Here is a 25,744-nt window from a genome sequence, read left to right as displayed (position 1 = left end):
AATATGGCATAGGATGAAAAATTTATGCGGAAATGGCTCATTTATCCGGCCAAGCTGCGTCAGGCTTGTTTTTGCAATCCGACACGAGCGTGGTATGATTTATAGCATAAACCAGGCCTGATGAAAGAAGGCCGGAGTGACTGCAGGAAGGGAACGAACTGGATTTGATTCGTCATTTTTTGCATAAATACCCGTTCAAGCACCGGCTTCGTATCGCCTTTGCCTTGATGATTATTTTATCCGTGCTGACCGTTGGATGGACCACTTACCAAATTTCTGCGAAGGTTGTGCAGGACAACGCCCTGAAGCTGAGTCAGGATGCATTGAATAAATCCTCCCAGGCGTTCGATGAGAAGCTGAACCATGTTGCTCTGTCCCTAATGACGCTGGTGATCAGCAGCTCCTACGAGCAGGCGATGAAAGATGTCGTTACGGGAAATAACTCGAACTATTTTGCTCATTATGCGGCTTTGCAAACGCCGTTTATGCAGCTGAAGCTGAATGAGCGGCTGCTGCAATCGGTGCTGCTTACGACGCCGATAGGCGATTTTTACCCTGCGGATGCGCCTAGACAAGCCCAGAACCATTTTGTTGATACGCCTATGTACGACAGAATCCGGGAAGAACGGCATGCGATATGGATTGAGGGGCATAAAGATCCCTTTTTCGCCGGGGAGGTTCCGGTTTTATCACTGGTCATTAACGCGATTTCAAGCTTTGTGGTCCCTGAATCCTATATTATTGTGAATTTGAGGGAGGAAGGACTGCTTCATTTTTTAACCGATAATATTAACGAATGGCGTGAAGGCGTTACGATCATGAAGGAAGATGGAACGCCGGTATTCATGCAAAAGCCGTATCTGTACGGGGATATGCTCAAAGAGCCGGAGTTCCGGGAGCGAATCGGGTCCAAGGCGCAGGGAGCTTTTAATTATGCCTTTCAAGGCGAGACGTACTTGGTGAACTTCGTCAAATCCACCGTCGACAACAAGTGGACCTACATCAGCGTTAAACCGACCGATGAGCTGATGAGCCAGGCGAACGGCATCAAATGGGCAACCTTGCTCGTCATGATTGTCTGCATTATCATAGGCTTTCTTGTGTCCAACGCCTTAAGTACGCTGCTGGCGAATCCGCTGACCAAGCTTCAAAAGCTGATGCGGCGCGCGGGGGATAACGACTTGGGCGTACGCTTCGAAAGCGGGGGTAATGATGAGGTGGCCCAGGTAGGCAAGCAGTTCAACCGGATGCTGGAGCAGATCGCACAATTAATTGAGGCGAACCACCGGGTGGAAAAGGACAAGCACAAGGCGGAAATCAAGGCGCTGCAGGCGCAGATTGACCCGCATTTTCTATACAACACATTGAACACCATTTATTGGAAGACGCAGCTGAAGAAATCGGATGAGGTCGGCCGGATGGTCATGTCGTTGTCGCGGATGTTCCAGCTGGGTCTGAATAACGGCAAAGAACTGACAACAATCAAGAAAGAATTGTTGCACGTGGAGCAATATTTGTCGCTTCAGCAGAGATGCTACGAGAATTTGTTTGAATATCGGATCGAAGCTCCGCAGGACGAGGACATTCAACAGCATTCGATATTGAAGGTGCTGCTTCAGCCGCTGGTCGAAAATTCGATCCTTCATGGCTTCAAGGACAAGCAGACCGGGGGCCTCATTATAGTGAGGCTGGAGCCAGTGGAAGATCACCTGATATTCACAATCGAAGATAACGGCCACGGCATGGACGAGGAGCAGCTGCGCGCGATACGACAGGCCGCCGAATCGTCGGACAGCTACGCGCTTCATAACATTGTCGAGCGTCTCAAGCTGTATTATGAGGACGAAGCGAGCATGACGATCCACAGCACGCCGGGCTTGGGAACGGTCGTAACCTTGAGGATACCTTGGGACAGAGGAGGGGCAGACGATGGATTCGACGATGATCAGAATGATCGTTATAGATGATATCAAGGACGTTGTAGACGGACTTGTTAACGGGATCTCGTGGGAGCAATACGGCATTGCCATTGCGGGAGCCTGTCTCAACGGCGAAGACGGCTTGAAGCTGGCTTTGCAGGAAAAGCCGGATATCATCGTGACTGATATTCGGATGCCGAAGATGGACGGGCTGACGATGACGCGCGCTATTGTCGAAGCGCTGCCGCAATGCAAGATCATCCTGATCAGCGGCTACAGCGATTTCGAATATGCTCAGGAGGCCGTTCGGCTTGGCGCCTTTGATTTCGTGACCAAGCCGTTTTCATTGGAGGACATCGTCGAGACGGTACAGAAGGCACGGCTGGCGGTCTTGGAACTGAAGCGGCAGCAATCCAATATTCAGGAAATGGAGCGGCGGGTGAAGGAGAGCTTGCCGGTGCTGCGGCAGGAGTTTTTCAATTTGCTCATTCATCACAAAGCTCATGAGAACAAAATTCGTGAACGATGGGATTTTCTCCAGGTCGGACTGGACCGGGAGAACTTCGTCGTCATGGTGCTCGAGATCGACCGGTTCCAGGAGCTGAGCAAGGATTGGCCAGTCAGCGAAATCGAGCTGCTGCGGTTCACTATGCAAAATATATTGGAGGAAACGATCCATGCCTATACCAAAGGCGTGGTCTTTCGCGATTCGGACGGAAGGTTCGTAGTCATCCATAACGAATACGAAGCGGAAAGTCCGTCCGCACTGGCGGAACGCTGCTGTGATCATATCGCCCGTTACGCCAAGTACACGGTCTCCATCGGGGTCGGCAGCCGGGTAAGCAGGATCCATGAGCTGCCGCTGTCGTATCAGCAGGCGACTACGGCTATGTCGTACCATTTCTACACCGGCGGCAATGGCGTCGTATGCTATGGCGACGTGATAGAGGACAAGCAGCGGCTCCCCAAATATCCGGCGGACCGGGTGCAGGACATTGCCTTTGCGCTGTTGTCGGGCAACAGGGAGCGGACGCTCGTCATACTCGAAGAGGTTTACGAGGAGCTGGTTCACTTTCAACCGCGGCCGCAGCCGCGGTATCTGGCCTTGCTGCTCCATGGATTTGCCAACATGCTGGTGCGGGTGCTGCTCGAGAAGCTCTCCTATGAGGATATCGAGCCTCTGGAGGAGCTGCTGCAGGAAATGGAGGCGAGCAGCGGCCGTACCGTTCACGATATTTACGGGCTGCTGAAGCAAATTTGCGAGCGGGGCTGCAGCATCGTGGAGGAGCGCAGCGCTTCGCAGGCACACTTGATCATTGAGCAGGCGATAGCCTATATCAAGCAGCACCTGTCTGCAGAGCTGACCGTGGCCCATTGCGCTTCGCAGGTGCATTTGAGCGGGAGCTATTTCGCCAATCTGTTCAAGAAGGTGACTGGGATGAGCTTCAGCCAGTACGTCACCGCTACGCGGATGGACAAGGCGAAGGAGATGCTGCTTCAGAACAAGCAGATCCAGGAGGTGGCTTCCGCGCTGGGATACGAAGAGCGTCGCTACTTCAGCGACGTGTTCAAGAAAGTGACGGGGATGACGCCTTCGGAATTTCGTCAGAGCGCAGGGCTTGCAGAAACTTGAGGCAAACGTGTGCCGATGCTTTGGGCGAATTGCGCAGCCCCCGTTCATCGGAGGATACACATCGATAGGTACGCGCCGTGCTCCGATAAGCTGGCGCTTTCCTATCTCCCAAAAAGCCCTCTAGAAGATTTAGAGGGCGTGGATTGTTGTGATGCCTTGTTTGGTGTGAAATTCGCTAAATAAGGAGGTGAGGTATACCTCGGAGGAGTTTACGTCCGCCTTTGAAGTCCGTGAAGTTACCGCTATAGTTAATCATGCTTCACGGGCTTCAACAGCGGCCGGAGGGGGATACCTCACCGGATTTGTTAGCGAAATTTCAAACGCTTAGCTTCACAACCGTCGCAGCCTTCTACATTAATTAGAGGGCTGCGCCTCAATCTCGATGAATCTGAGCACTAAGGATAAGACCGATAGAGAACATATTGATAATTATCGAGGTGCCTCCGTAGCTGATGAAGGGCAGCGTTATCCCCGTCAACGGCATCAGGCCCATGAGCATCCCGATGTTCTCGAAGATTTGAAACAGGAGGACGGCGGACACGCCTACCGCCATAATTCCCGCTATATAAGCAGAGCCGATGTTCATGAACAGCAGCCTGCTGATCAGGATCAGATAGAGGGCAATGAGTGCCGAGCAGCCGATAAAGCCGAATTCCTCTCCGATGACGGCGAAGATGGAATCGGAGTACGCGAACGGGATGCGTCCGCGGTTCTTGGAGCTGCCCTGCATGAAGCCTTCTCCGCTCAGTTGGCCCGAGCCGATGGCGGTAATCGTTTTTTTGACATGATAGGCTGCATCGTCCGAGGCTTGATCCGGCATTAAATACGTGTCGATCCTTTCCGACCAGTGACCGAGCTTCTTGTCCAGCAAATACCGCTCTATCGAATCATGATAATGAATATAGCTGTAGACAAACGCAATCAGAGAAGCCGCGATGAGAAGAATCAGGAGAAGCATGTGCCTGTATTTCATATTCCCCATCCACAGCATGGCGAAAAGAATAACCAAATAAATGACGGCATTTCCGAGATCCGGCTGCTTCAGTACCAGAATGAAGGGAATTAGAGTCATCAAAGCCATAGGAACGACATCGCGGGTGATTTGCAGAGGGTCGTAGTTTTTTTTCTCAAGCAGCTTTACAATAGATAGGATCAGTACGATTTTCATCAGCTCAGCCGGCTGAAAGTTAAACCCGAACGGCAGCTCGAACCAGCCTGTAGCTCCGTTAATTTTGCTGCCCAGCTTATAGACGGCAACCAGCAGGAGCAAGGCAATGCCATAGATGTAGTACGACATCTTGACGACCAAGCGGTAATCCCACAGCGCGGTCACGATGAGCACCACGAAGCCTATGGCGTAATTGATCATATTTTTGATATAAAGATTATGATACTGTTCATCATACGTGGTGGCGCTCTTAATGAGCAGGGTGCTGATGATCATGAACAAGAAAAGAAGAATGAGTATGTGATAGTCCAGTTTTTTGATATTACGAATCATGGCTGGTGCAAATCTCCTTTTGCTGCGTGCTGGTAACCAGCGATCTCCTGAAACGGATAAATTAGTAAGGACGGTTTATTCAGTGTAACATATTATGAAGCGATTATACATTTTTACGCGGGTAGCCCGCGGGCTGAAGGGAAAAGGCTGTTCGAAGCCGAAACCATAGAATAAGAACTTGTGACAGAAAAGAGTGAATGTCTTGAAAATCGGCATTTTTGACTCAGGTATCGGTGGAGTCACGGTACTTCACCAGGCGTTGAAGCAGCTGCCTAATGAAGATTATATTTATTACGCGGATACACAGAACGTTCCATATGGCGAAAAGCCGAAGGAAGAAGTCAAACGATATATATTTGAAGCGGTAGATTTTATTGCCCGGCAAGGAGTGAAGGCGGTCGTGATCGCCTGCAATACGGCAACCAGCGTAGCGGTGGAGGACCTAAGAGCGAAGTATGTGTTTCCGGCGCTTGGCATCGAGCCTGCAGTCAAGCCGGCGGTGCAAGCTAGCGAAGCTATGGGCAAGAGGGTGCTGGTGCTGGCCACCTCGCTAACGCTCAAGGAGAAGAAGTTCCATGACCTGGTGGACCGGATTGACAGCCATGCCATTGTCGACAAGCTGCCGCTGCCGAATCTGGTCCAGTTTGCCGAGAGATATCAATTTCAGGAGGATGACGTCATCCGTTATCTGGAGGATCAGCTCACTCCGTTTGACCTGAAGCAGTACGGTACGGTCGTTCTGGGCTGTACGCATTTCCCTTTCTTTAAAGCAGCCATCAGGAAGCTGTTTCCTGATGATGTGGTGCTGATGGACGGGAGCGTCGGTACGGTGAAGCATTTGAAAAGGGTGCTGGAAGCAAGCGGCCAAACCGGGGATGGAACAGGTCAGGTCACCTTTTATACTTCCGGTGTAAAGGTTGAGGACGGGGTCTTATTGTCCCAATATCATCGGCTGCTGGAAATGCTGTAAACGGGAATCAAATGAGAAGCCCTTAGTCTTTTCCCTGTGTGGGGAAGGCTAAGGGCTTTGCTTTTTGGCATGCGGCTACTTATAAAGAATACTGTCCTTAAGCGTGGCTACATGGATCAATACTTCATCGATTTTTTCCTCGCCGACGCCAAAATGGGCAAGCGCATCATGAAGATGGCCGACCACGGCATTGAAGTGCTCCGGTTGAAGGTTCATTCCTTCATGGGCTTTTTCCATAGACTTGCCGGAGTATTGATTCGGACCGCCCAACGCAAAGCTGATAAACTTCGCCTGATGCCTCCGCTGCTTTTCCATATCGGTTTTGGTGAAGAAGGAGTTTATCGAGTCATCGGCCAAAATTCGGTTGTAAAATTCGTCTACGACCTTGGAAATCGCGTCTTCTCCGCCTAATTGTTCATAAAGTGTGGTTGTCACCTGGCAGTACCTCCCCGGTTATTCATTATGTACTTACCAATTCTAGCATTATTAGGACTGGCTTATCTATAGGATAACCTGGCCTCAGCCAATTTATCATGAGCGGCGGATCGGCTCTTTCTAACGCGCTATTCTAAAGGTAGCACCGTAGGGAGGATATACCGATGTAGGTCCATCGTCGGATTTTATCCCTTTGTCATCGTTTCACCGCACTCCATTTTCGACAAAAATCGCATATCCTATATTCATAAGAGAAACCTATGATTTGAACAGGAGGGTTACACCATGGTAAAAAAATCAATGGCAGCCTTGCTTTGCTTGTCATTAGCCTTTACGGCAGCGGCTTGCGGAAACAAGGAGGACGGCGCTAATGGCGGAGGAGCCAGCAGCGGCGGCAAAACGAAACTGACATTTTGGACTGCAGACCGTCATGATGCGGATTATATTAAAGGTCTTGTAGAAAAGTTCAATACGGATAACCCGGATATCGAAGTGGAAATGAGCGTGATGTCGGAGAACTACGTTCAATCCGTCGATCTGGCTTATGCCAGCGGACAAGCTCCTGATATTCTGAATGCCAAATTTGATTTCGTGAACATGGCTCGCAAGCAATACTTCGAACCGCTCGATTCGTTCATGAAGGATGATATGAAAAAACGTTTTGAAGGCACGCTTCGTGACAGCGCCAACATGTATGACGGCAAAATCTACACGCTGCCTAACTACGGAACAACGATTCGTCTCGTGTATAACCAAGAGCTGTTCGAAAAGGCCGGCATCGCGAACCCGCCGAAAACGCTTCAGGAAATGGTGGATGCGGCCAAGAAAATTACGGACATGGGTAAAAAGGACGGCATCTATGGCTTTGCCGAGAACTTCAAAAACCCTACAAGCGCTATGGAGCGTTCCGTACGTAACATTCTCCAAGTTAGCGGCTACGGCGTAGACGGCTACAACTTCAAAACAGGCAAATACGATTTTGCAGGCTATAAAGAGGTTATCTCCGCATTCAAGAAAATGAAGGATGACGGAAGCATGCTGCCAGGCGTGGAATCGATGGATATCGACCCGCTGCGCGCGCAATTTGCCGCAGGTAAAATCGGGATGTACTTGTCCTACTCTGCGGAAATCGGCGTGTACCAGACTCAATTCCCTACCAAAATCAAATGGGCTGCAGCACCGGTACCATCCATTGACGGTACCATCAAAGGTCTTAACGGGATGAACGGAGCTCAATGGCTCGCTATTAGCAACAGCTCCAAGAATAAAGAAGCGGCATGGAAGTTCGTGAACTACATGTACAGCGAAGAGAACCTGGTGAAATATGCAGAAACAGGTCTTGGGATGCCAGTCCTTCAATCCGTTGCGGAAAAAATGAAAACTCCGGATATCTATGGATATAAAGATTTCGTTCCTAACAAATCCGATGCCATCTGGCCTATCAAACCGAACGTAGACAGCTCGCTGCAAGGCTTGAAATATGCGGATGCGTTCTGGAAATACATCCTGGACGGCAGCGGCGACCTGGACGGCATTATTGCCGACCTGAGCAAGCGCTACAATGATGCTCTGGATAAAGCGGTGAAAGCCGGCGACGTGAAAGTGAATCCGGATCCGAACTTCGATCCGATGAAATTGAAGTAAATCAGGCTGGTTTGTTGAGAGGCGGGACCTTATCTTGATGGGTCCCCTTCTTTTTGCCAAAGTCAATGCTTACGAAGTAAGTTTCACCTTCGGTGAAACTCAGCTTATGCTTACGAAGTAAGTTTCGTCTCCGACGAAACTCTCAGGAGGGAACATGATGACCAAAAAATCCAGGCTGTTAGGGATATCTGCCGTATTCGTACTCCCGAGTCTGCTCCTTACGCTTATTTTCTCCGTATATCCGATCGGCTGGGCTATCCGGTATATGTTTTACGACTATAAGGGGTACGGGAAAGAAGTGTTTATCGGACTCGATAATTTCAAGCAGCTGATGCACGACCAATTGTATTGGGATTCGGTGTGGAACACCTTTATTTATGCGGGAGGCAAGCTGCTCATCACGCTGCCGTTGTCCTTGATTCTTGCTGTTATCTTAAACCGGGCGATCCGGGGTCGCCAGTTTTTGCGGGCGGTCTATTTTATGCCGACGGTTATCAGCTCCGCGGTTATGGCGGTTGTCTTCTTCATCGTATTTAACTCCTACAACGGCATATTGAATAAAATGCTGCTGAATCTTCACCTCATTTCGCAGCCAATCGACTGGCTCGGGCAAAAGCATGCGATGCTTACGGTGATTCTGATCGCGGCTTGGGGAGCCTTCGGGAACTATATGCTCCTGTTCATCGCGGGTCTGCAAAGCATTCCTAACGATGTATACGAAAGTGCTTCTCTGGACGGAGCCAACGAGGCTCAAAAGTTCTGGTACATTACGATTCCTATGCTCGGACCTGTACTGCAAATTATTATTATGTACGCGATCATCAACTCGCTGAAGGGCTATGAGAGCATCATGGTACTTACCGAGGGCGGTCCGGTCGGCAAGACGGAGGTTATGTTCCTGTATGTCTACAAGCTGTTCTTCCCGGTATCGACAGGCTCCGGCGTACAGCCGCAATTCGGTTACGGTTCTGCGGTAGGTTTCGTTACGGCCTTGATCGTCGGTCTGATTACGGCGGCCTACTTCTACATTTCCAAACGTCTCAACAAGGTTTATTAATAGGGGAAGGGAGCGAAGACTATGAATAACGCGCCTGCAACCGTACATGCGGGGCAAAAAAGCCGGTCCAAGGCCAGCAAATATACAAGCCAAATCATCCTTTGGGCATTTTTGCTGATTGTCCTTATTGTTACTGTGTTTCCAGTTATTATGGCGATTATCAACTCGTTTAAAACGAATATCGAAATTAACTTAGGCGATACGTTCTTCCCTAAGACATGGGAGTTCAGCAACTACTTGACTGCGTGGAAAAAGGGGAATTTCAGCACCTTTACGTGGAACAGCTTGTTTATCAGTATTGTGTCCACCATCGGTACGCTGATCGTCGCTTCCATGGCGGCCTTCGCGGCGAATCGGCTTCCTTTTCCGGGGAAAAAGCTGTTCGTGTTCATTCAATCCGCTACGATGTTCATCTCGATCGGTGCGGTCGTGCTTCGTCCGCAATACGATATCATGGTCTCTCTCGGCTTGAACAAAACGCTGTGGGGCGTCGTTATTATCCTTATTGCGGCCCATGCTTCGACCTTCTTCATTCTGCTCGGGTTCTTCCAAGGGATTCCGAAGGAATTGGATGAAGCGGCGATGCTGGACGGCTGCGGTTACTTCCGCATCTACTGGCGGATCGTTCTGCCGCTCGTGGCTCCAGGTCTTGGCGTATCGGCACTGTTTGCCTTCCGTCACGGCTGGAACGAATATATCCTGCCGCTTGTCTTCACGATGAGCTCGCCGAAGCTGCAGCCGTTGACCGTAGGTCTTGCAAATCTGCGCTACGGCACAGGCGATGCCGCTCAGCTCAACCTGATGCTGGCCGGTGCCTGCTTGTCCATCCTGCCGATTCTGGTCGTCTACGCCTTGGCGAACAAATCGTTTATGCAAATGTCCGCAGGCTCCTTAAAAGGATAAAGCCATGCTTGCAGCAAAACGCTCTTTCCAGGCTTTCTAGGAAAGAGCGTTTTTTTCGTCACGGGTGTTCTTAAGCGGCAGCTTGACGGTAAAGGCTGTGCCTTCACCCAAACGGCTGTGCACTTGGATAGAGCCCTGGTGGCGCTCGATGATGTTCTTGACGATGGAGAGCCCCAGACCACTGCCTCCGGCTGACCGCTGCCGTGCCTTATCGGCTTTGTAGAAGCGCTCGAAAATATGCTCCTGATCCTCCGGGGAAATGCCAATGCCCGTATCCGATATGCGAATCACGGCATCGCCATCCTGCCGTGTCAAATGAATCCCGATTGTACCGTCCTTCGGGGTGAATTTGATGCTGTTGTTAATCAGATTCACCCATACCTGACTCATCATATCTTCATCCGCTTCCACAACAACCTCATCTAGAGATACATCCATATCCAGGTTCTTGTTAACCCATTGAGGCTCGCATGCAAGCACGAGCCTGCGAAGCTGTTTGTCCAGCCGGTAAGGCTTGGGCTCGAACGGGTGGTGCCGTGATTCGAGCGAGGTCAGCTTGAGCAGATTATCGCTCAGCTTGGACAGACGGGTGCTTTCGGTCTCGATGATCTCAAGATAATGCCTCCGCTCGTCGGCACTCAGCCGCTCGTTATGAAGGGCGCGGGCGAAGCCGGTAATGGATGTCAGCGGGGATTGAATCTCGTGCGAGACGTTCGAGATAAACTCCTGCCGCATCTGCTCGATCTGGTTCAATTCGACCGCCATGTGGTTCAGGTTCTCCGCCAGCTCTCCCCATGGGCCATGGTCCTTGCGCGTTTCGAAGGTGACGTTGAAGTCCCCTTTGGCTATTTTCCGGATGGCATCGATCATTCGTTTCAAAGAAAGCATCTGCTGCTTTCGCTTCGGGGATGCGAGCAAAGCAAGCAGGAGAAACAGAAGCAAGTCGACGATGACCGTGACGAGCTGTTTGCCGTAATCGTGAAACAAGCTTTCCGTATCCGCCTGGATAAAGAGGGCATAGGAACGGCCGGCAATCGAGATGGGTTGGCCGGTGATAGCCAGACCCGGCCGGAATATGTTCTTGCGCTCCATATACTTCATCTCGGTGCCGGACAGCACCCGGTCGACCTCGGTCCGATCGAGGGACGAGGCGAACAAAACGGCCGGCGCTCCGCCAAACTCCAGCTTGCGGCCCGAATCATCGACGAGAACGAGCCGCTCCTGCTTGAGGACCGCGAGCTCTTCCATTAAGCCATCCCAATTGCCGGCATGACTGTCGGCGAGAAGGGCTATCGTCCTCCCGTCGCCCAGCATCTCGTCCCATATGGCTTCCTTGCCGCGCCAATCGTAATAATAAGCGGTCAGAAGCGAGGCTATCGTCCATAGCGCAATGGACACGGTGAGGAAGAGTGTCATGCCGAAAGCCACGCTTAGGACGAATTTTTTTCGCGGTTTCATGATAGATCCTCCAGCCGGTAGCCGAGCCCGCGGATCGTATGGATCTTGAAGCCGTATTGGTCCTCCGGAAACCTCTCGCGAAGCCGATTGATATGGACGTCCACGGTCCGTTCATTGCCTTCAAAATCATAACCCCACAGCTGCTCGATAAGCTGTTCGCGAGAGAAGGTTTTGCCCGGATAGCTGCCCAGCTTGAACAGCAGCTCAAATTCCTTTAACGGCAGCGTCATGCTCTCGCCGTCTGCAATAAGCTCGTACGTCTTGCGGTTCATCGACAGCTTGCCGAATTGGATGGTCTGAGAGGAGGCGATGCGGTATCGCTTGAGCAGCGCCTTCACCCGGACGACCAGCTCCAGCGGATCGAACGGCTTTACCAAATAATCGTCTGTGCCGAGCTCGAATCCTTTGACCTTCTGGGCCGTTTCGCCTTTGGCCGTGAGCATAAGAAGGGGGAGCTCGTAATGCTCTCTTAGCTCGCGGCACAGCTCCCAGCCGTCCATGTTCGGCATCATGATATCCAGAATCACCATATCGACAGTAACGGACTCCAGTAAGGCAAGCGCTTCTACGCCGTCCGAGGCTTCTATCACCTCGAATCCCTCTCCGCTTAGAAACACCCGCACCAGCTCGCGGATATGCGAATCGTCATCGACAATCATTAATTTGGCCATCTTCCCAGCCTGCCTCCTTTGTGCAATAACCGCCAACGGTTCGAACGGGATAAGGAATAATCTTGGCAATATCATATATCAGTTCCTCGGTTTATGCGAGCTCGGGAGAGGAGAGGGCCTCTTTCGGGCCTGCCTCACCCGGATCTTTCATCATGGCCGGCCTTGCCGTTGACACCGCAGGGTCAAGAGCAGCCAGCAACAGCCCGACCAGCCAATCGGTCAAAGTCAGCTCCAGGCTTGGTTTTGCAGTCGCCATTCACGTATCCGCTCCTTTGTTTTTTGCTAAGAACAGAATACGAAACTTTTTTAAACGGAATATAAACGGAATGTATTGGATGACCAAGAGGATATGTTCCCAAAGCAAAAAGGATTACCTTATTGCGCAGGCAATCCTTTTAGTCGAGATGGATGAGGCTGGAAAGATGAAGACCGTGCTTTAATAGTAGGGCCTTTGCTGAGACGGCGGATAAGCGGGCTGGGCCGAATAACAGGCCGGGTAAGGGAGAATATTTTGAATCTGGCTCAGGGGGTAATGCTTCGTTGCGAATTGCGTATGGTACAAATATTCCATAAGGTATATCTCCCCGCCGCTGACGCTGCACAAAATCCCCGATACCCCTTGCCCGTTGGTCAAAGAGACGCCGACCGGTTTACCTATCAAGTAATGAATGCTTTGCTGCCAGGACATTACGAATCCCCTCCGTATGGTTAGAATATGAAGGGGCGGGATGCAGGGTGACTCGCCTAGTGAACGGACCGGATTAAGACGGTCTCTTGTAAACCGGTGGTCAGGAAGGATGCTGCTTAATCTCGATGAGAATGCTATCTCTGCCGCACCGCTCCATCTCTTGGACCGTCTGGATCAGCTTGATGGCGGCATTCCATTTCTCCTGCTCAATAGCGGATAAAATAATTTCTTTCATATCACGTTTGGTCGTGAGGTTATACTGCATTCGCATCGCTCCCTGTAACCGGTTTCTTTCCTGTTTGTTATTATTTCCACCAAACGGTTTTTTCAATCTTCAACAAGCAAAAAGACGGCCGCCCGCGGGGCAGCCGCCTTCCAAATTAAAATTGAACGATCAAATGGCTGAGCGAGCCGTATTGATAGCTTTGATGCAGCAGTTTGGCCTTCTTGCGGGTATCCCCTGCACCCATCGCGATAAAGATCGGAAGGAAATGCTCGTAGTCGGGCGTTGCCACCTTCGCGTAAGGACCTTGATTCAAATAATCGAACAAGGCCGCGGTATCCCAGTCCTGCATGCGGCCGATGAGCCAATCGTCGAATTCTTTGGCCCAACTGTCGGCTTGCTCGGGCTTACCGAAATCCATGGCGCGGAAGTTATGCACGGTCGCGCCGCTGCCGATGATGACGACGTTTCTCTGGTCGCTAAATGCCGCCAAGGCTTGCCCGATACGATATTGCTGCTCCGGAGGCAGCAGCGGATTGACGGAGAGGGCGATCACCGGAACATCGGCCTCCGGATACATGTGCCGCAGCACGACCCAGGATCCATGGTCGAGTCCGCGGACGGTGTTGCGGGCTGCCGGGATGCCGGCCGCCTCGAACAAGCCATGGAGCTCATCAGCGATGCTGACCGAACCGCGCGCCGGGTATACGACCCGGAACAGCTCATCCGGAAATCCGCCGAAATCGTAAATCGTTTCGTAGACTTGATCCGTTGACGCAAGCTCTTGCTGGCGGCTTACCCAGTGGGCCGAGAACAATATAACCGCTTCCGGCTTACCCAGCCGCTCACCCAACTGGCGGAGCTCCCGGGTGTAAGGGAGATCCTGAATCGCCAGCATAGGCGATCCATGACCGATAAAAAAGGATGTTCCCATTGTTTAAAGCCTCCTCCAATTAAGATTGGGTTGCATTCGCAGAACGTCCGAACAGGCGGTCGATTCCCCAGCCTTTTTTCGGTTCGACGCTTAAGAAGAGAGCAATCAGCATATAAGCCAGCTCAAGCTCGAAGCCCGGAGCCTTGCCGTCTCCGAGAAGACCCATCGGCAGCTTGGTGCTGATAATGGCGCCGGCCATCAGCAGAATATAAGCGATCGATATATAACGGGTTGCGAAGCCGACGATGATAAGGATCCCCCCGATCAATTCGAGGAGGGCAACCACATACCCCAGCTGGCCAGGCAGCCCGATGCTGTTGAACCAGCCCGCCACATTGCTTAACCCCATTTGCAGCTTTGCTATACCATGAGCCATGAACATTACACCGAATAGGATGCGTACGATCGTATGAATAATACTTCCTTTTGGCACAAACATTCTCTCCTTTTAACTATAAATTTGTAAGTTACTTTAAATAAAAATTAACATGTTTGCCGCTGAGCGTCAAGAAGAAATATTTCTCATACAAATATAATATTTATATTATTAATAATTTGGACGCCTCCGCGAATGTCTCCACTAGAAAAAACAAACCTAACCTCTTAAGTTTGTTCATTGTTGAATGGTTCTCCGGGATGCCATAATAAGCATGTAGCAAGAAGAATCGATGTGAGGGGGAGCATTAATGAGGAGAATGCGTAAGGTCCATCTGGCTTTGACCGGAACGCTGGTATTAAGTCTTGCGGCATGCGGGGGAGGGGGCAGCCCGGCGCCGGGGCAAGCGAATCAGGGGGGTGACTCCGGTGATACAGCCAAAGATAAGGAGAAGCAGTCTGCGGTCACCATCACCTTTCAAAATATATATCCGGATCCGACGACCCCAAAATATAAAGTAGTCCATAAAATTGTAGCCGATTACACGGCGGCAAACCCGAACATTAAAATCGAGCTGGACTCTCTGAACACGGACCAGCAGAAGCTGAAGCTCAAAACCCAGGCAGCCTCCAAGGAGGTTCCGGATATTACGATGGTGAATCCCAGCGCGCAAATGAAGCCGTTCGTAGATGCAGGCCTGCTGGCGCCTTTGAACGATGTGCTGGATAAGAACGGGCTGAAGGACACGTTCCAGAAGGGCATTCTGGATTATTACACCTTCAACAACAACGTATACGCTTTCCCGGACGGCAATAACCTTGGGGTTGTCTACTACAATAAGGAGCTCTTCGCTCAGGCCGGCGTTGAGGTTCCCAAGACGTTCGAGGAATTGGTGGACGTATCCAAAAAATTAAAGGCAAAAGGGATTACACCGATTTCCATACCCGAGAAAGATACATGGACCGGCTCCTTCTTATTTATGAACATGGTGCTAAGGACGAACGGCGGACCGAATTTCCTGAAGGATGTTATGGATAAGAAGAAAACATTCAACGATCCGGCGTTTGAGCTGGCTGTTTCCAAGCTTCAGGACCTCATCCAAGCCGGCGCCTTCCAGGAAGGGGCAACCTCGTTCGACTATAATGCAGGCGAAAACCTGTTCCGCAGCGGTAAAACCGCCATGTATTATATGGGCACCTGGGCAACGGGAAGCATCGACGACTCATCGATCAAAGGCAAGGTCGGCGTGTTCAAGTTCCCGACGGTGGACGGAAAAGGAAATCCGGATCAATACATGCTGGCTCCGGGCAGCGGCTTCGCCGTATCGGCTAACAGCAAGCATTTGAAGGAAACGAAGGATTTCTTGAATTATTTCATGGTGAACTTCCCGAAAGTATCGTTTGAATTGAACAATGCAGTCGGTCTGGCGCAAAAAGTAGACGGCGATTTTAAAGCCGCGGGCTATTCGCAGCTGTCCATCGATGTGCTGGAACTGTTTAAAACGGTACAGGGCGGGGATTTGGCCTTCGACAACACGATGAACCCGGGAGCAACTCAAGCTCACTTGACCAGCATTCAAAACCTGTTCGTCCAGAAAAAGGATCCCAAGGAAGTAGGGAAGGAGCATCAAGCGGCCTTCGAGGCGAACAACAAATAAAACGAAGCTAGGTGGGAAGGGAACCGGGAAGTTGGACGGTTCCCTTTATCCTTAGACAAGGAGGATGTTACAGTTGAACGCACTAAGGGTTCCGAAATGGACCATCGCTTTATTCGTGCTCCCTTGCTTACTCTTGTATGTGCTGTTGGTTTTTATTCCGATTCTCGTCTCCTTTTACAGCGGCTTGCTGGATTGGAACGGAATTGGCACGTCGGAGTTTATCGGTCTGGACAACTTCAAGACGATGTTTACGCAGGACCCGGTTTTTTGGCCCTCTGTCGGAAGAACGCTGCTGTTCGCTTTATTTTCGATGGCGGAGATTCCCATTGCGCTGTTCATTGCCATCTTGATCAGCCGTTTCGTCCGCAAGCCGAACTTCTGGGTATCGAGCTACTTTTTGCCCGTTATCCTGTCGGTTGTCGTGATAGGGCAGCTGTGGAAAACGATCTATAATCCCGCATCGCTCGGCGGTATGCTGAATCAGGTTCTTATCTCGGCAGGCCTCAAGGATTGGACCCGGGAATGGATTTCCGACCCGAATGTCGCCATTTTCTCTCTTTTTTTCGTAGCTTTATGGCAGTATCTCGGTTACCATGTGCTGATCCAGTTTACGGGGATACAAAATATTTCGGCTGACATTTACGAGGCCGCTCGTATCGACGGCGCTGAAGGGCTGACTGCTGACCGTTACATTACGCTGCCTATGGTGCTGCCGATTTTTAAAATATCGATTGTTCTCTCCGTCATTGGATCCTTGCAGTCGTTCGACCTGATTATGGTCATGACTGCGGGAGGACCGGGCCACGCGACAGACGTCATATCGACCCATATGTACAACATGTCCTTTTTATCCATGAAATATGGCTACGGAAGCGCTCTGGCGTCCTTCCTCGTCGTAGAATGCCTGGTCGTGACCGTCCTGTTGAATGCCGTGTTCCGCTGGCTGGAAAATAAGTATGCTTAATTGAGAGGAGAGCCCGCTATGAGCTCCATAACCGGTAGAGTCACTGTTCCGAGCACCGTGAAAGCCCGCCGAAGCCGGTTTTCGGCAGGCAAAGGCCTCGTCATGGTGCTGCTGTCCGTGCTGTTCGTCACACAGATTTATCCGCTTGTCTGGCTGCTGCTCTATTCACTGAAGACCAATGAAGAAATATTAAGCGGAAGCTTCTTCTCGCTTCCGCAGTCGCCCCAGTGGCATAATTTTAAGGACGCCTATGTTTCGGGGAATTATCTGAGGTATTTGTTTAACAGCTTTTTCGTCACATCGGTAACGATGCTGACGGTCATCGTGCTTTGCTCGATGGTCGCGTATGCGATAACAAGGTTCCGGTTCCGTTATGGGAACGCAGTGATGCTGGTGTTCCTCGTCGGGATCATGATACCGCTGCAAGCGACGCTGCTGCCCAATATGATCATTTTTAAGCACCTGGGCATTCTGAATACGTATTTGGCATTGATATTGCCGTACATTTCCTTCTCCACGCCGATTGCCGTCTTCGTTCTGTCCGGCTTCATGCGATCGATTCCGGTGGAGATCGAGGAATCCGCCATTATGGACGGTGCGAGCATCCTTCGGCTGTTCCGCAGCATTATTTTGCCGATCTCCGTACCGCCTATCATGACCGTCTGTATATTAACGTTTATCTCGGTCTGGAACGAGTACATTATGGCGGCCACGTTTATCTCGTCCCAGAAGCTTAAAACGCTGCCTTTCGGCGTCTATAGCTTTGTCAGCCAATACTCGGCCAACTACGGAGCTATCGGAGCCTTTCTCGTCATGGGGGCCGTGCCGGTTGTCATCATCTATTTCCTCCTGTCAGAGAAAATTACGAAGGGAATGGTCGCCGGAGCCGTTAAAGGATAGAGATTACAAAATTTCCTTGTATCGCACGGGGGCATCTGCTCAAACACAAAGCGATGTTGTATAGTAAAAGCAGGCAGTTTAGCGAAAGGAGACGTCATTCGTGCGGAGAGGGCTTCATTCGATCCACAACCGGTTGTTTTTCCTTTTTCTTATCTGCATGCTCAGCCTGCTTCTGGTTGTGAGCGGGCTCTATTACAAGCGCTCGACCGATCAATTTCATCATAAATTCAGTGAAATTGCGGAAAAAAACGTGTATCAGACGCTGCAGCTGTTTGATTTGCTGCTGCAAGGGTACAATATGCTGTCCAAATCCATTGCGGGCAATCTGGATTTGCAGCGGCTGATTGTGGACGACAGCCATAAGGACCCCGCGGTGAAAGCCATTAATGAACGGACGATCGTTAATATATTAGGGGGCTTCTTCAACTCGCGGGAGGATATTATCGGAATCCACGTGATCTCCAACGAAGGCGCCGTCTACAGCTATGGCAGCATGATGAGCGTGGTAGATTCGAATTTTGCCGCAACAGATTGGTATAAGCAGGTCGAGGCTTCGACCGGGGAGCTGGTCTGGTTCGGTGTGAAGGACCGGTCCATGATTGATCAGAATGAGAAACGCCCTGTATTTGCCTTTGGCAGGCATTTATACGATTTTCATACGCATCAGCCTATCGGAGTGCTGTTTGTGGAAATGACGCCGGACCAGGTGGTGTCTGCCTTGTCCAACCTCAGCTTAGGAGCGCACAGCGAGGCGTATATGCTATCCAAGGACGGCAAGGTGATGGGCTCAAGCGGCACGTCAGAGGCTGATTCCAAGCTGCTCAAGTCGCTCGAGGACCATCCGCTTCAGGAGCATGAGGTGCTCGTAAGGGAGCAATCCGGCATTCTGGTCGTAGCGTCGAGACCCGCATTGGCGGACTGGCAGTTTATCAGCCTGACCCCCTCCAAGGACTTGAATGTTGAGTTGGATCAGATGAAGCATTATTTGCTGATCGTCGGCTCGATTCTCGTGGTCGTTGCTACGGTAATGGCCACACTTGTCTCCAAGTCGTTCGCTTCTCCCTTGAAACGGCTCATTCATCAAATGAAGCAGGTGGAACGCGGGAATTTCCATGGAGTGCTTAACGTCAATTCCTATGAAGAAATCAATATTCTGGTAGCCTCGTTCAATCAGATGGTCGGCCGGATGGAAGAGCTGATCAACCGCATCAGGGCAGTGTCCGAGAGCGAAAAGAACGCTCAGCTGCTTGCTCTGCAGTCTCAGGTCAATCCTCATTTTCTGTACAACACGCTCGATATGATTTATTGGATGCTCGATGAGCAGGGGAACGACCGGCTGGGAAGGGTCGTCCTTTCCTTGTCGCACATGTTCCGCTACAGCAGCCATTGGGAGGAGAATTCGGTCGTGACCTTAGGTGAGGAGCTGGAGCAGATCGGCCATTATTTGACGATCATCGAGACCCGGCTCGAGGGAAGGCTGCGTACGGATATCCAAATCGACGAGAGCTGGCATGCGATCCGGCTGCCCAAGATGACGCTGCAGCCGATCATCGAGAACGCAGTGAAGCATGGCTTGGAGCCTATGCACGAGGCAGGGATGCTGCGGGTTTTTGGCGAGGCAGCCGGATCTATTCTGCATGTGTATATTGAAGATAACGGCCCTGGCATGGAAGGACCTGTTCTCGAACGGCTCAACCTGTCGCTCGCCGAGGGCCCGCGGAAGGCTGCTCAGCAACCCGCCGACTCGGCAGAATCAGCCGTGAAGAGCCGTCAGGGCATCGGGCTGCACAATGTACATCAGCGCCTGCAGCTTATGTTCGGGGAGTCCTACGGCCTCTCGATCCACAGCCGCGAAGGAGAGGGAACGGTTGTTACGATTACGATACCTCTAATAAAGCCTTTGGAAGCAGAAGGGGGCAGCTTGCATGAATATTCTGGTCGTCGATGATGAGAAGATCATACGCGAAGGGGTCAGGCGCGCCATACAGGCGGGATATCCCGAGTATCGAATCCTTTTGGCGGCTTCTCCCGAGGAAGCCATTCAAGTGCTGCAAAGCGAGCAGGTGGATGCGGTATTTACCGATATCCTGATGCCCGGCATGACCGGACTGGAGCTTATGAAGCTGTCCCGGCGCCGGCATCCCCACGTCAAATGGATTGTGATCTCGGCCTATTCCGAGTTTGCCTACGCACAGGAAGCGATCCGGCTCGGAGCGCGGGATTACCTTATTAAGCCTATAGGCAAGGAAAAGCTGATCGGACTTATAGCTGCGCTGGATGCCGAGCTGAAGAGGGACAGCCGATTGACGAAAGAAACGCAGCTTCTCAAATCCAATTTGAAATATTTGCGCGAAGCAGTGTTTCAACGCTGGGCCTCGGGTCTCGACATTGGACGCTTCGACATGACCGATATGATGGAGCAGCATTCACATTTTCATTTGGTTATGGTACGGCTTGAGCATACCAACCGCATTCAGCTGGAGCATTTTATCGTAGATAATGTGCTATCCGAGCTCATCGAACATCAGGGCCACGGCTTCGTGGTCAGCCTGGATACCCATAGCCTGCTCGGTTTGGTGACACTGCGTCCGGGGATTGGTCTGGAGACCTTCCGGGCCGAGCTGAAGAGCCACCTGCACCAATGCTTGAAAATTCCTTTTCACTTGTTCGTCAGCGCAGGGCTAACCGAATTCGAACGCATTCCCGATGAGGTGAAAAAGCTCAAGCTGCACATCGTGGCTCCGGTGGCAAAGCCGTTGGAGAAAGGCGGCGAAGGCCCGATTGATATCGCTTTGCAGTATATCCGAACGCATTATGGCGCCGACTTGTCCTTGGAGAAGGTTGCCTCGGTCGTTTATCTCAACCCGGTATATTTCAGCCAGTTATTCAAGCAAAAGATCGGGCAGGGCTATAAGGAATATGTCATTCAGCTGCGAATGGAGAGAGCCAAGGAGCTGCTGCAGGATCCGTATCTGAAAATCGCTGACGTAGCGGAGCGGGTGGGCTATCAGGATATGCGGCATTTCACCCAGGTATTCCGCAAGAAGCTGACCCTTACCCCAACGGAATACCGCAAGCAATTCGAGTGCGGCTCCTAAGTTAAATCAAAAAGCCACCGCTTTCCCAAGATGGGCAGCCGTGGCTTATTTTTGCGGGCTTTCCTGCAGTCAGGAACGGCCCGCTCTGCTTTCATTGTAGCTGGCGATCAGGATGACGGCCTGGTCCTCCCCGATATTGACCACTTTATGAGGCACACAGGCCTGCCAAGTGAAGGTATCCCCTTCGCCCAGAACAAACTCATCCTCGCCTTGGGTTACGAGCAGGGTCCCTTTCAGGATGAGGTGACACTCTACACCTTCGTGAACGCTAGGCTCTTCCGTCATGGGCGGCCCCGGAGGAATCTCGATCAGAATCATGCGCAGTCCGCCTTCCTCCCCCAGATGCTCCACCTTCAGCTGATCCTTGTACAAGCTGAAGGTGCGTTCTTCCTTGCGGACGACTTTCATCCGTTCCTCCTGCTTGAGCAGCAGAAACGCTAGCGGGACTTTCAGGACGCCGGCAATGGAATCCAAGGTGGCCAGCGAGGGAGAGGTCTTGTTGTTCTCAACGAGGCTCATAAATCCTTGCGAGAGTCCTGTCGCTTCACATAGCTGTCCTATGGTGATCCCTCTTTTTTTGCGAATTGCCCGAATCGTCGCTCCAATCTCCATGCTTCCATCCCCATTTTTCACCTTAATGTGCTTGCTGCTGCTATCATCTTAGCGAATCGGGGAGCGATTTGCAAAGCAGCGGCTGCTTCTGGGAGCCACTCTATGCAGACCACCGGCCGCGGCTGCCGAATCTGCCTGCAGACCAAGCCCCTGCCGTGAGAACCGTCCGGGAGCTGGCCAGCGCAGCTGTGTGCAGAACGGAAGCCGCGGCTGAAGGCTGCGGCTTTTTTGCAGCGGTTTTGGACAAATCCAAGCAATCTATAAGAAACTTTCCCGCGATAACATGCTAAAATGAAGTGGAGGAACAACTGAGGAGGTTATAATGAGAAACATAAATGAGCCGATGCAAGTTGATGACGATGTGAGCGAAGCAATTATTATTGTCGATGGACTTGTAAAGAAATACGGAGATCATACGGCCGTAAACGGTGTCAGCTTTACCGTTAAGCGCGGTGAAGTACTGGGGCTGCTCGGACCGAACGGTGCCGGCAAGACGACAACGATAGAGATGATTGAAGGCCTGCGGCGACCTGATCAAGGCTTTGCTAAAGTAGCCGGCTATGATACGCAGAAGGACTTACGGAAAGTAAAGGAAGTGATCGGCGTTCAGCTGCAATCGACGTCAATGTTCGATTTACTGAAAGTAAAAGAAATCGTTCGTATGTACGCCAGCTTTTATCCGAAATCGCTTCCGGTAGATGCATTGCTCGATTCGATGATCTTGAAAGAGAAGATGAATGACCGTGTCAAGCATCTGTCCGGAGGACAGAAGCAGCGTCTCGCGATAGCGCTTGCCCTCGTTAATGACCCTCAGGTCGTGTTCCTGGATGAACCGACGACGGGTCTTGACCCGCAAGCGCGCCGAGTGCTGTGGGACATTATTCTCAAGCTTAAGGAGCAGGGCAAGACGATTGTATTAAGCACCCATTATATGGATGAGGCTCATGTTCTCTGTGATCGCATCTGCCTAATGGATCAGGGAAAGGTAATCGCCCTGGATACCCCGCAGCAGCTTGTGCGCAGCCTTCATTCCGACAGCGCCATTGAATTCCGCATGCCAAGCTATGAGAGCTTGCCGGAAGCAGAACGTTTAGGAATAGTACAGCTTCTCCAGACGGTTGCGGAAGTGAAGCAGGTTGACACACATAAGGAAGGGTTTATTCTTTATACTGATAATCTTCAAGACTCGCTGATAGATTTCATTGGCAAGGCCGCCGAAGAGAGCTTATTTTACTCAGAGCTGCAAACAAGGACGGCGACATTGGAGGATGTATTCATCCATATGACAGGGAGGAGCTTGAGAGAGGAATGAATATAGCCGCTTATATCCAGCTGACGCTCGCTCAGCTTCGTATCTTCGCCCGCAACCGTCAGATGCTGTTCTTCACATTGCTATTTCCGCTGCTTCTCATGATCATGCTTGGATCATTCATCGGCAAAGGGGGAGGGGTGTCGCTAGACACCGTCATCGTCGATCACGATAGTACACCACAGTCTCAATCAATGATCGCCGCGCTGCAAGCACAATCCGTATCCGCCTTGAACGCGGTTATAAGCTCGGATGAAACACAAGCGCTCGATCAGCTTAAAAAGGGCGATAAGCAATTCGTCATCATCATTCCGAAAGGATATGGCGATCAAATCGCTGCGTACTCTACCTCATCGGCCGCAGCAGGCAAGCTCGATGTATATTACGATGAAACCGATGCGGCCAGAGCCAATGTAGGCCTTGCGGTTATCGGGCAGCTCGTTGAGGGTGTAAGCAAGAATATTACGCAATATAAGCCGGCGGTCACGATTGAAGGAAAGGGCGTAAGATCGCTTAACTTGAAATATATCGATTTCCTTGTGCCAGGTATTGTTGCGATGATGATCATGTCTAACAACTTGAACGGCGTGGCAGGTCAAATCTCTTCGTGGCGTGAGCGCGGCATCCTTCGCAGAATGCAGAGCACGACGCTGCGTGCACCGATCTTTATCGCAGGCCAAATTACAGCGCGGCTGCTGCTGAACTGTATTCAAGCTATCATCGTGATTCTGATAGCCAGCTGGTTCTTCGACACGCAGGTTAACGGATCTTGGTGGCTGCTGATCCTACTGGTCGTACTCGGGACTCTTACCTTCATGGCTATTGGCTTTATTATTGCCGGAGTGGCAAAGACTCCGGAGTCTGCCGGTCCGATTGCCGGTGTGATTTCTTTTCCGCTTATGTTCCTTGGCGGAGTCTTCTTCCCGATCAACTCGATGCCAGAGGGATTCCAGGCTGTAGTGAAGCTGCTGCCTATATCCCATCTGTCGACGGCGTTCCGGCAAGTGATGAACATCGGGGCTGGCTTTGGTGAGCTGTGGCCGCAAATCGGCTTGCTGGGCGGCTGGACGATTGTCGCCTTCATCGTCGCCAGCTTTACATTCCGCTGGGACTAATGATGCACGCGAATTCAAAGGCTGCCGCATAGGAACAATGGATATAACAAGACCAACCAGATCTTTCTGGTTGGTCTTGTTTCGTTAACTTGATGAGAGTGAATTGTTTGTTAAACAGCTTTTGGCCCGTAGCTGCTATAAAATTTAGGATTTTGGTTCCGCATGCTTCGCCCGGCGAAGGAACAGGGAGAAGAACAGGGCGATCACCGTGATCAGCGTCGCCACCAGAAAGGAGTCATTGATCCCGCTGATGGTGGAGTGGGTCGCCGCCAGGGAGTACAGCGTTTGGATAGCCAAGGTGCTCCCTGCTTCCACGGCCTGGCCTGAGGCCAGGGCAAGCTGCTGCCCGAACTGGGTTACATTTTCCATTAAGATGGGGTTGCTTGTTGTCAGCTCATTCGAATAATTGCCCAAATGGACGGTGGTACGGCTCGACATGACGGTAACCAGCAGGGCGGTACCGATAGAGCCTGCGACTTGACGCGTTGTATTCGACATCGCGGTCCCATGGCTGCCGAGCTGCCGCGGAAGCTGGTTCAAGCCGGCGGTCTGAACGGTCATCATAATCATCGACATGCCGAACATCCGCACGGTATACAGCAGCATGATGTGACCGTAGGTGGAGTCATCCGTCAGCCTGCTGAATTCCAGCGTCGTTATCGCTGTAATAATCAGACCGACGATGGCCAGCGGCCGTGCCCCCATCCGGTCGAACAGCGCACCGGATATGGGAGACATGACGCCCATAATCAAAGCTCCCGGGAGCAGCAAGAGGCCGGATTGAAGCGGTGTGAAGCCGCGAATATTTTGCAGGTAAATCGGCAGCAAAATCATGGCTCCGAGCATAGCCATATTCACGGCCGCCCCGATGATGGTGCTCATCGTAAACACATCGTATTTAAACACGCTTAAGTTCAGCAATGGCTGATCGGTTGTCAATTCCCGCCAAATGAACAGCAGCAGGAAAATACCTCCGATGAAAAAGCTGCATACGACCAGCAAGCTGGTCCATCCTTTGCTGCCGGCTTCACTAAAGCCGTAGAGCAGCGCTCCAAAGCCAATCGTTGAGAAAATGGCTCCCGCCAAATCAAACGGAGGGTAGGAGAGCTTGGTAACATTTTTAAGCCATTTCGTTGCCAGTAAAATATCCAGTATCCCTAACGGAAGCATGGCATAGAACAGGATGCGCCAAGTATAGTTTTGCACAACCCATCCTGCCAAGGTCGGCCCGACAGCCGGTGCGAACACCATAACGATCCCCATCATTCCCATAGCCGCACCCCTTTTTTCCGGAGGGAAGACGGCCAGGAATACGTTGGTGATCAGCGGCATTAGGACACCGGCCCCAATAGCTTGAATAATACGGCCGAAGAGGATGATCGAGAAGCTGGGCGCTATGGCACAGATGAGAGCTCCCACTGTGAAGGCCACCATGGCAAAAAGAAACAAGGCCCGGGTTCCATACGTTTCTATCAGGAACGCGGTGATCGGAATGAGCACTCCGTTAACCAGCATATAAGCGGTGGTCAACCATTGGATCGTTGTGGCCGATACGTTGAAATCATTCATCATGTGCGGGATAGCCACACTGATAAGGGTTTGATTCAAGATGGCTACGAAAGCCCCGGCCATTAACACGGTTAGCGTGCGGCCGATCGAAATGTTTTCCATGACGGC

Annotated in this window: 25 protein-coding genes; 13 read left to right on the top strand and 12 right to left on the bottom strand. The window is 51.4% G+C overall.

Annotated features, from left to right (window positions below):
• Positions 1 to 164 precede the first annotated feature (164 nt).
• Together B1728_RS15680 and B1728_RS15675 are read left to right on the top strand one after the other, a co-directional pair.
• On the top strand, positions 165 to 1,967 hold the full coding sequence (locus B1728_RS15680) for a sensor histidine kinase (protein ID WP_079911179.1): 1,803 nt from the start codon (positions 165 to 167) through the stop codon (positions 1,965 to 1,967).
• The gene (locus B1728_RS15675) at positions 1,930 to 3,552 is read left to right on the top strand and encodes a response regulator transcription factor (protein ID WP_079911178.1); all 1,623 of its coding nucleotides are present in this window, start codon (positions 1,930 to 1,932) and stop codon (positions 3,550 to 3,552) included. The genes B1728_RS15680 and B1728_RS15675 overlap by 38 nt, the downstream gene beginning before the upstream one ends.
• A gap of 373 nt (positions 3,553 to 3,925) precedes the next feature.
• Here the strand turns inward: B1728_RS15675 and B1728_RS15670 are convergent, their stop codons facing one another.
• A complete protein-coding gene (locus B1728_RS15670; protein WP_079911177.1) occupies positions 3,926 to 5,053 on the bottom strand; it encodes an FtsW/RodA/SpoVE family cell cycle protein in 1,128 nt (375 codons plus the stop codon).
• Between the two features lie 202 nt (positions 5,054 to 5,255).
• Between B1728_RS15670 and murI the strand changes: the two genes are divergently transcribed.
• Positions 5,256 to 6,023 carry a glutamate racemase gene (gene murI / locus B1728_RS15665; RefSeq protein ID WP_079911176.1) on the top strand — a complete coding sequence of 256 codons (768 nt, stop codon included), beginning with the start codon at positions 5,256 to 5,258 and terminating at the stop codon, positions 6,021 to 6,023.
• Positions 6,024 to 6,098: 75 nt separating this feature from the next.
• Here the strand turns inward: murI and B1728_RS15660 are convergent, their stop codons facing one another.
• Complete coding sequence (locus B1728_RS15660) at positions 6,099 to 6,458, bottom strand: group I truncated hemoglobin (protein WP_079911175.1); 360 nt, start codon at positions 6,456 to 6,458, stop codon at positions 6,099 to 6,101.
• A gap of 285 nt (positions 6,459 to 6,743) precedes the next feature.
• Between B1728_RS15660 and B1728_RS15655 the strand changes: the two genes are divergently transcribed.
• The 3 genes from B1728_RS15655 (at position 6,744) to B1728_RS15645 (ending at position 10,062) form a co-directional block, all read left to right on the top strand.
• On the top strand, positions 6,744 to 8,102 hold the full coding sequence (locus B1728_RS15655) for an ABC transporter substrate-binding protein (RefSeq protein WP_079911174.1): 1,359 nt from the start codon (positions 6,744 to 6,746) through the stop codon (positions 8,100 to 8,102).
• Positions 8,103 to 8,259: 157 nt separating this feature from the next.
• A complete protein-coding gene (locus B1728_RS15650) occupies positions 8,260 to 9,159 on the top strand; it encodes a carbohydrate ABC transporter permease (protein WP_079911173.1) in 900 nt (299 codons plus the stop codon).
• Between the two features lie 21 nt (positions 9,160 to 9,180).
• The gene (locus tag B1728_RS15645) at positions 9,181 to 10,062 is read left to right on the top strand and encodes a carbohydrate ABC transporter permease (RefSeq protein WP_079911172.1); all 882 of its coding nucleotides are present in this window, start codon (positions 9,181 to 9,183) and stop codon (positions 10,060 to 10,062) included.
• A gap of 36 nt (positions 10,063 to 10,098) precedes the next feature.
• Here the strand turns inward: B1728_RS15645 and B1728_RS15640 are convergent, their stop codons facing one another.
• The 7 genes from B1728_RS15640 to B1728_RS15620 all read right to left on the bottom strand — a co-directional run bounded on the left by B1728_RS15640 (position 10,099) and on the right by B1728_RS15620 (position 14,469).
• Entirely contained in the window at positions 10,099 to 11,520 is a 1,422-nt protein-coding gene (locus tag B1728_RS15640; protein WP_256865372.1) for a sensor histidine kinase, read from the bottom strand.
• Positions 11,517 to 12,191, bottom strand: a complete 675-nt coding sequence (locus tag B1728_RS15635) for a response regulator transcription factor (protein WP_079911171.1) — start codon at positions 12,189 to 12,191, stop codon at positions 11,517 to 11,519. Before B1728_RS15635 ends, B1728_RS15640 begins: the two co-directional genes overlap by 4 nt.
• 91 nt (positions 12,192 to 12,282) lie before the next feature.
• Positions 12,283 to 12,447 carry a hypothetical protein gene (locus B1728_RS36300; RefSeq protein ID WP_179136036.1) on the bottom strand — a complete coding sequence of 55 codons (165 nt, stop codon included), beginning with the start codon at positions 12,445 to 12,447 and terminating at the stop codon, positions 12,283 to 12,285.
• 180 nt (positions 12,448 to 12,627) lie between these two features.
• On the bottom strand, positions 12,628 to 12,879 hold the full coding sequence (locus B1728_RS15630) for a hypothetical protein (protein ID WP_079911170.1): 252 nt from the start codon (positions 12,877 to 12,879) through the stop codon (positions 12,628 to 12,630).
• A 100-nt stretch (positions 12,880 to 12,979) separates the two neighbouring features.
• Positions 12,980 to 13,144 carry a hypothetical protein gene (locus B1728_RS36295; RefSeq protein WP_179136035.1) on the bottom strand — a complete coding sequence of 55 codons (165 nt, stop codon included), beginning with the start codon at positions 13,142 to 13,144 and terminating at the stop codon, positions 12,980 to 12,982.
• 115 nt (positions 13,145 to 13,259) lie between these two features.
• Complete coding sequence (locus B1728_RS15625; RefSeq protein ID WP_079911169.1) at positions 13,260 to 14,036, bottom strand: DODA-type extradiol aromatic ring-opening family dioxygenase; 777 nt, start codon at positions 14,034 to 14,036, stop codon at positions 13,260 to 13,262.
• Positions 14,037 to 14,055: 19 nt separating this feature from the next.
• Positions 14,056 to 14,469, bottom strand: a complete 414-nt coding sequence (locus B1728_RS15620) for a DoxX family protein (protein WP_256865371.1) — start codon at positions 14,467 to 14,469, stop codon at positions 14,056 to 14,058.
• A 253-nt stretch (positions 14,470 to 14,722) separates the two neighbouring features.
• On the opposite strand from B1728_RS15620, the gene B1728_RS15615 reads away from it, so the two are divergent.
• The 5 genes from B1728_RS15615 (at position 14,723) to B1728_RS15595 (ending at position 21,031) form a co-directional block, all read left to right on the top strand.
• The gene (locus B1728_RS15615) at positions 14,723 to 16,069 is read left to right on the top strand and encodes a sugar ABC transporter substrate-binding protein (RefSeq protein ID WP_079911167.1); all 1,347 of its coding nucleotides are present in this window, start codon (positions 14,723 to 14,725) and stop codon (positions 16,067 to 16,069) included.
• A gap of 73 nt (positions 16,070 to 16,142) precedes the next feature.
• Positions 16,143 to 17,033 (top strand): carbohydrate ABC transporter permease, encoded by an 891-nt coding sequence (locus B1728_RS15610; RefSeq protein WP_079911166.1) that lies wholly within the window; start codon positions 16,143 to 16,145, stop codon positions 17,031 to 17,033.
• A 102-nt stretch (positions 17,034 to 17,135) separates the two neighbouring features.
• Complete coding sequence (locus B1728_RS15605; protein ID WP_225948250.1) at positions 17,136 to 17,933, top strand: carbohydrate ABC transporter permease; 798 nt, start codon at positions 17,136 to 17,138, stop codon at positions 17,931 to 17,933.
• 100 nt (positions 17,934 to 18,033) lie between these two features.
• A complete protein-coding gene (locus B1728_RS15600; protein ID WP_079911164.1) occupies positions 18,034 to 19,881 on the top strand; it encodes a cache domain-containing sensor histidine kinase in 1,848 nt (615 codons plus the stop codon).
• Positions 19,859 to 21,031 (top strand): response regulator transcription factor, encoded by a 1,173-nt coding sequence (locus B1728_RS15595; protein ID WP_079911163.1) that lies wholly within the window; start codon positions 19,859 to 19,861, stop codon positions 21,029 to 21,031. Before B1728_RS15600 ends, B1728_RS15595 begins: the two co-directional genes overlap by 23 nt.
• Before the next feature lie 69 nt (positions 21,032 to 21,100).
• Here the strand turns inward: B1728_RS15595 and B1728_RS15590 are convergent, their stop codons facing one another.
• Complete coding sequence (locus B1728_RS15590) at positions 21,101 to 21,643, bottom strand: helix-turn-helix domain-containing protein (protein WP_079911162.1); 543 nt, start codon at positions 21,641 to 21,643, stop codon at positions 21,101 to 21,103.
• A 100-nt stretch (positions 21,644 to 21,743) separates the two neighbouring features.
• A complete protein-coding gene (locus tag B1728_RS36290; protein ID WP_179136034.1) occupies positions 21,744 to 21,890 on the bottom strand; it encodes a hypothetical protein in 147 nt (48 codons plus the stop codon).
• Between the two features lie 75 nt (positions 21,891 to 21,965).
• Between B1728_RS36290 and B1728_RS15580 the strand changes: the two genes are divergently transcribed.
• Positions 21,966 to 22,955 (top strand): ABC transporter ATP-binding protein, encoded by a 990-nt coding sequence (locus tag B1728_RS15580; RefSeq protein ID WP_256865370.1) that lies wholly within the window; start codon positions 21,966 to 21,968, stop codon positions 22,953 to 22,955.
• Between the two features lie 2 nt (positions 22,956 to 22,957).
• Positions 22,958 to 24,067: an ABC transporter permease gene (locus B1728_RS15575; RefSeq protein WP_179136056.1), complete on the top strand. Its 1,110-nt coding sequence runs from the start codon at positions 22,958 to 22,960 to the stop codon at positions 24,065 to 24,067.
• Between the two features lie 144 nt (positions 24,068 to 24,211).
• On the opposite strand, the gene B1728_RS15570 is transcribed toward B1728_RS15575, so the two are convergent.
• Entirely contained in the window at positions 24,212 to 25,738 is a 1,527-nt protein-coding gene (locus B1728_RS15570) for a DHA2 family efflux MFS transporter permease subunit (RefSeq protein ID WP_079911160.1), read from the bottom strand.
• Between the last annotated feature and the right edge of the window lie 6 nt (positions 25,739 to 25,744).

The sequence above is a fragment of the Paenibacillus sp. 32352 genome (assembly GCF_002042965.1).
GTDB lineage: Bacteria > Bacillota > Bacilli > Paenibacillales > NBRC-103111 > Paenibacillus_S > Paenibacillus_S vulneris.
This window is presented reverse-complemented; position numbering and strand designations above follow the sequence as displayed.